The organism is Corynebacterium sp. NML 120412 (assembly GCF_002285155.1).
GTDB lineage: Bacteria > Actinomycetota > Actinomycetes > Mycobacteriales > Mycobacteriaceae > Corynebacterium > Corynebacterium gottingense.
On the sequence record NZ_NSGL01000007.1, the window covers coordinates 79,469 to 85,804 of the forward strand.

At 67.1% G+C, this 6,336-nt stretch carries 3 protein-coding genes; all 3 read left to right on the forward strand.

Features of this window, described 5'->3' with window-relative positions; genetic code table 11:
* The first annotated feature begins 141 nt into the window (after positions 1-141).
* The 3 genes from CKJ84_RS11005 (at position 142) to CKJ84_RS11015 (ending at position 6,253) form a co-directional block, all read left to right on the forward strand.
* Positions 142-1,224, forward strand: coding sequence for a DivIVA domain-containing protein (locus tag CKJ84_RS11005; protein WP_095546970.1), 1,083 nt, complete (start codon positions 142-144; stop codon positions 1,222-1,224).
* Between the two features lie 342 nt (positions 1,225-1,566).
* Complete coding sequence (ileS, locus tag CKJ84_RS11010; protein WP_095546978.1) at positions 1,567-4,770, forward strand: isoleucine--tRNA ligase; 3,204 nt, start codon at positions 1,567-1,569, stop codon at positions 4,768-4,770.
* A gap of 76 nt (positions 4,771-4,846) precedes the next feature.
* Positions 4,847-6,253, forward strand: a complete 1,407-nt coding sequence (locus CKJ84_RS11015) for a DNA polymerase IV (RefSeq protein WP_095534872.1) — start codon at positions 4,847-4,849, stop codon at positions 6,251-6,253.
* The last annotated feature ends 83 nt before the right edge of the window (positions 6,254-6,336 follow it).

Below are 6,336 nucleotides of genomic sequence, written 5' to 3' on the forward strand. Positions count from 1 at the left end.
TGGCGGAGCTCTCCGTATCGGCTAGAATCGTCGGGTAAAAGCGTTACAAATTATTAGAAACACGGATTGCTTTCCCGTAACGTGGGAGGAAATCCTGTGCCCGGGTAGCCGGGTACGTCACTGACTTCGAAGGGAACGCCCATGCCGCTGACTCCAGCAGACGTGCACAATGTCGCTTTCAGTAAGCCTCCGATTGGCAAGCGGGGCTACAACGAGGATGAGGTCGACCAGTTCCTGGACCTCGTTGAGGACACGCTCGCCCAACTGCAGGACGAGAACGATGATCTGCGCGCCCGCGTGGACGAGGTTGCCGCTGGCGGCGCCGCGACCGGCGGTGCTGCAGCCGCGTCCGCGTCGCAGTCCTCTGCAGTCGACGAGGCGGCTGTGCGCAAGCAGGTCGAGCAGGAGCTCCGTGCTGAGTACGAGAAGAAGCTGCGTGACGCGAAGACTGCCACGGACAAGGCAGAGGCCGAGGCCCGCACCGCGAAGAGCGAGGCGGAAAAGGCCCGCAAGCAGGCCGAGGCCGCAAAGCAGGACGCCGACAAGCGTGTTGCTGAGGCGAAGCGCTCCGCAGAGTCCGCAGCCAAGAGCACCACGCAGGGCTCCTCCATCGCCGCGCCTGCCGCAGCTGCGGCTGCCGGGGCATCCGCTGAGGCTGCCTCCGCCGATACCCACGTCCAGGCCGCCAAGGTCCTTGGCCTGGCACAGGAGATGGCGGACCGTCTGACCAGCGACGCGCAGGCTGAGGCCCGCTCCATGCTGGATGAGGCCCGCGGTGCCGCCGCGCGCCAGCTTGCGGACGCAGACACCAAGGCGAAGAAGCAGCTCGCCGATGCGGAGTCCCGCTCCCACACCCAGCTCGAGGACGCGAAGAAGCGCGCGGCCGAGACCACCACGACCGCGGAGACCCGCGCGAAGCAGCTCGTGGCGGACGCCGAGAAGAAGGCGCAGGAGACCACCAGCGACGCAAACTTCCGTGCCGAGGCGCAGATCCGTCAGGCCGAGGAGCAGGCGCACAAGCTGCAGGCCGATGCAGAGCGCAAGCACACGGAGATCATGAACACGGTCAAGCAGCAGCAGAACGCGTTGGAGAACCGTATTGCCGAGCTCCGCACCTTCGAGCGCGAGTACCGCACTCGCCTGAAGACCCTGCTGCAGTCCCAGCTTGAGGAGCTGGAGACCCGCGGCACCTCCGCACCGAGCGGCGACGCCGGCGCGAAGTAGCAGAGCACGCGCTCACAACGCCCCGCGCACGGACCTGGGATGAGGTTCGTGGGCGGGGCGTTGGCGTCGATAAGCATGCTCCGCACCGCACCGGCCAGGAGTGCGTTATACTGGCGGGGCACTTCAACAGCGCACGTGCTGATCCGGCCATCACCGGGGAGCGTTTTCGGAAGAACCCCGCGGCTGCAGGGCCGCGGCAAGTAGAACCGGACGTGAACAAGGGGAGACGTCACTTCCTTCACCACAAATGAAGCGGGAGCTGGCTCTTTGGTTGGCTTCAAGCAGGGTGGTACCGCGCGACTTTCCGCGTCCCTGCACGAGAACCGCAACGTGCGTGGAGGAATGATGACCGAGGTAGGTGGCGTCTACCCCAAGGTAGACATGACTGGTGGCAGCAGCCGGTTCCCGGACATGGAACGGGTCGTGCTGGACTACTGGAACAGCGACGGGACCTTTCAGGCCTCGCTGAAAAACCGTGAAGACGCCGAAGAGTACGTGTTCAATGACGGCCCGCCCTTTGCCAACGGCCTGCCGCACTACGGCCACCTGCTCACCGGCTACGTCAAGGACATCGTCCCGCGCTACCGCGCGATGTCCGGCTACCACGTGCCGCGCGTGTTCGGCTGGGACTGCCACGGCCTGCCCGCCGAGCTGGAGGCGGAGAAGCAGCTGGGCATCAAGGACAAAGCGGAGATCGAGGACATGGGCCTCGAGCGCTTCAACGAGTACTGCGCAAAGTCCGTCATGCACTACGCGGACGAGTGGGAAAACTACGTCACGCGCCAGGCGCGCTGGGTGGACTTTGAAAACGGCTACAAGACGATGGACCCGGAGTTCATGGAGTCTGTCATGTGGGCGTTCAAGGAGCTCTACGACAAGGGCTTGATCTACCAGGGCTTCCGCGTCCTGCCGTACTCGTGGGCGGAGCACACGCCGCTGTCCAACCAGGAGACTCGCCTGGACGATTCCTACCGCGAGCGCCAGGACCCCACGGTGACGGTGACCATGCCGTTCACCGGTGGCCGTGAGGGCTTCGCCGCCGCAACCACGTGGGAGGAGCACCCAGAGCTTCACGACGCCGCCGCGATCGCCTGGACCACCACCCCGTGGACCCTCCCGTCCAACCTGGCCCTGGCGGTCCACCCGGAGGTGGAGTACTCGCTGGTCCGCGTTGCCGAGGACGGTGTCGAGGGCTTTGCCGGAGCGAAGCTGCTGTTGGCCACCGACCTCATGGGCGCCTACGCCAAGGAGCTGGGCACGGACCCGGAGGTCGTTGCCACCTTCCGTGGCGCGCAGCTGGAGGGTCTGGAGTACGAGCCGGTCTTCGACTACTTCAAGGACACGAAGAACGCGTTCATGATCCTGCTGGCGGACTACGTCACCACCGAGGACGGTACCGGTGTGGTCCACCAGGCGCCCGCCTTTGGTGAGGACGATATGCTCACCACCGAAAAGTACGACATCGACCTGGTCATACCGGTCGACGCCGACGGCAAGTTCACCAGCCTCGTCCCCGAGTACGAGGGCAAGCTGGTGTTTGACGCGAACCGCGACATCATCCGCGAGCTCAAGGCCGCCGACCGCGTGGTGCGCGACCAGACCATCGTCCACTCCTACCCGCACTCGTGGCGCTCCGGCGAACCGCTCATCTACATGGCGCTGCCGGCATGGTTTGTCAAGGTCACCGAGTTCCGCGACCGCATGGTTGAGCTGAACCAGCAGATTGACTGGATCCCGTCGCACATCCGCGACGGCCAGTTTGGCAAGTGGCTGGAGGGCGCGCGCGACTGGAACATCTCGCGTACCCGCTACTGGGGCTCCCCGGTGCCGGCGTGGGTGTCGGACAACCCGGAGTACCCGCGCGTCGACGTGTACGGCTCCCTCGACGAGCTCGAGCGCGACTTCGGCCGGCGCCCCGAATCGCTGCACCGCCCGCACATCGACGAGCTGGTGCGCCCCAACCCGGACGATCCGACGGGCAAGTCCATGATGCGCCGCGTGCCGGACGTGCTGGACTGCTGGTTCGAGTCCGGCTCGATGCCGTTCGCCCAGTACCACTACCCGTTTGAAAACGTGGAGGAGTTTGAAACCCGCCAGCCGGCCGACTTCATCGTGGAGTACTCCGGCCAGACTCGCGGCTGGTTCTACCTCCAGCACGTGATGTCCACCGCGCTGTTCGACCGCCCGGCGTTTAAGAAGGTTGTCGCCCACGGCATCGTGCTCGGCGACGACGGCCTGAAGATGTCCAAGTCCAAGGGCAACTACCCGGACGTCAACGAGGTCTTTGACCGCGACGGCTCGGACGCGATGCGCTGGTTCCTCATGTCCAGCGCCATCCTGCGCGGCGGCAACCTCATCGTCACCGAGCAGGGCATCCGCGATGGCGTGCGCCAGGCGCTCCTGCCGATCTGGAACGCGTACTCGTTCCTGCAGCTCTACAGCTCGCACGAGGCGACCTGGTCGCTGGACTCCACCGACGTGCTCGACCGCTACATCCTGGCCAAGACGCACGACATGGTCGCGGCTGTCGACGCCGCGCTTGCAGACACCCGCATCGCCGACGCCTGCGACGAGGTTCGCCGCTTCGCCGACACCCTGACCAACTGGTACGTGCGCCGCTCCCGCGACCGGTTCTGGGAGGGCCAGGAGGCGCACCCGGAGGCCTTCAACACCCTGTACACGGTGCTGGAGATCCTCACCCGTGTTGCCGCGCCGCTGCTGCCGTACATTTCCGAGGTCATCTGGCGTGGCCTGACCGGCGGTCGCTCCGTGCACCTCACGGACTACCCGAAGGCGGACACCATCCCGTCTGATGACGCACTCGTGGCCACGATGGACGCCACCCGTGCGGTGTGCTCCGCGGCTTCCTCGGTGCGCAAGTCCCGCAAGCTGCGCAACCGCCTGCCGCTGCCCAAGCTCACCGTGGCGCTGCCGAACGCGAATGACCTGGCCGACTTCGCCCCGGTCATCCGCGACGAGGTCAACGTCAAGTCCGTCGAGCTGACCGAGGACGTGGATTCGGCGGGTTCCTTCGAGGTCGTCGTGAACGCGAAGGTCGCTGGCCCGAAGCTGGGCAAGGACGTGCAGCGTGCCATCAAGAACGTGAAGGCGGGCAACTACGAGCGCCGCGGCGACGACGTGGTGGTCGACGGCGACATCGTGCTTACCCCGGAGCTCTACACGGAGCGACTCGTGGCCGAGAACCCGGAGAGCACCGCGCGCGTGGACGCCAACGACGGCGTCGCCGGCCTGGTCGTCCTGGACACCGAGGTCACCGAGGAACTGGAGGCTGAGGGCTGGGCCGCCGATGTGATCCGCGGTCTGCAGGACGCACGTAAGCGCGAGGGCTTTGAGGTCTCCGACCGCATCGCCGTGGTGCTCTCCGTGCCGGCGGAGAAGGAGGGGTGGGCCAAGCGCCACGCCGAGCACATCGCCGGCGAGACCCTGGCCACCGACTTCTCCGTCACCACCGACGCGCTGTCCGGCGAGCAGACGGTGCACGAGGTGATCGACGGCGTGACGGCGCAGGTGCGCAAGAACGCCTAGCCCTCGCCTGCCCGTACCGCCGTGGCCCCCAACCTGCTAGTTGGAACTTGTGAGCGATGATTGGCAGACTTGGGGCATGACTCGCTGGGTGCTGCACATCGACATGGACGCCTTCTTCGCGTCCTGCGAGCAGCTCACCCGGCCCACCCTCAAAGGCCGCCCGGTCCTGGTCGCCGGGGTCACCGGGCGCGGCGTGGTCGCCGGCGCCAGCTACGAGGCGCGCAAGTTCGGCGCGCGCTCGGCCATGCCCACCCACCGTGCCGCCCGCCTCATCGGCCCGCAGGCGGTGCTGGTCACGCCGCGTCGCCCGGTCTATAGCGCGGCGTCGCGACGCGTCTTTGACATCATCCGCCGCCGCGTGGACGTGATGGAGCAGCTCTCCATCGACGAAGCGTTCTTAGAGCCAGAGGAGCTTGTCGACGCCACGCCGGACCACGTCCGCGCGTGGGCCAACGACCTGCGCGACGCGATCAAGCAAGAGACCGGTTTGCCCAGCTCCATCGGGGCCGGCAGCGGGAAGCAGTACGCCAAGATCGGTTCCGGCTTGGCCAAACCGGACGGCGTTTTTGTCATCCCGCACGACGAGCAGTTGGACATCTTGCACCCGCTCCCGGTGAGCCAGCTGTGGGGCGTCGGCCCGGTCACGGAGGGGAAACTCGCGGCGGCCGGCATCGAGACGATTGGAGACTTCGCCGCGTTGAGCGAGAAGGAAGTGGACATCTCACTCGGCGGCGTCGTGGCGAAGCAGCTGTGGACGCTGGCGCGCGGCATCGATGACCGGCCGGTCGCGCAGCGGGCGAAATCCAAGCAGATTTCGTCGGAGCACACCTACCCGCAGGACCTCACCACGCAGGCGGAGGTGGACGCTGCGCTCGAGCGGGCGGCAGCGGGCTCGCACCGACGCCTGGTCCGCGCCGGTCGCGGGGCGCGCACCGTCACGGTCAAGCTGCGCATGGCGGATTTCCGCATCGAGTCGCGCTCAGCCACGCTTCCGTACGCCACCGATGACGCTGGCACCTTGCTCGCCACGGCCTTCAAGCTGGTGCGCTACCCGGACGAGGTCGGGCCGATACGGCTCGTCGGCGTCTCCTACTCGGGCCTCGAGCACTCGCTCCAGGACGTGCTCTTCCCGGAGCTAGACCAGGCGATTGTGAAGCCCGCCTCGGCGGAGACAGACTACGAGACCGGGGTGAGCGACCACGTGACTCAGGAGCAGATCGAGGTGGACACGCAGGCCGGGCACCAGCAGGGAATCTGGCAGGCCACGCAGGACGTGTTCCACCCCGAGTACGGCCACGGATGGGTGCAGGGCGCGGGCAAGGGGTGGGTGACCGTCCGCTTTGAAACCCGCTCGACGGGGCCGGGGCGCATCAAGAGCCTGCGCGAGACGGACGAACAGCTGCAGCCCGCGGACCCGCTCGACTCGCTGGACTGGGACGACTGGTTCGAGGAGGAGCGCGACGCCGAGGAACGCGACGGCTAGCTAGCGCGCGCCGAGCAACGGCGCCGGGTCGACGCCCGCGGCCAGCGCCGTCGCGCGCGCCGCGTGCCAGCCCGGCCGCTGGA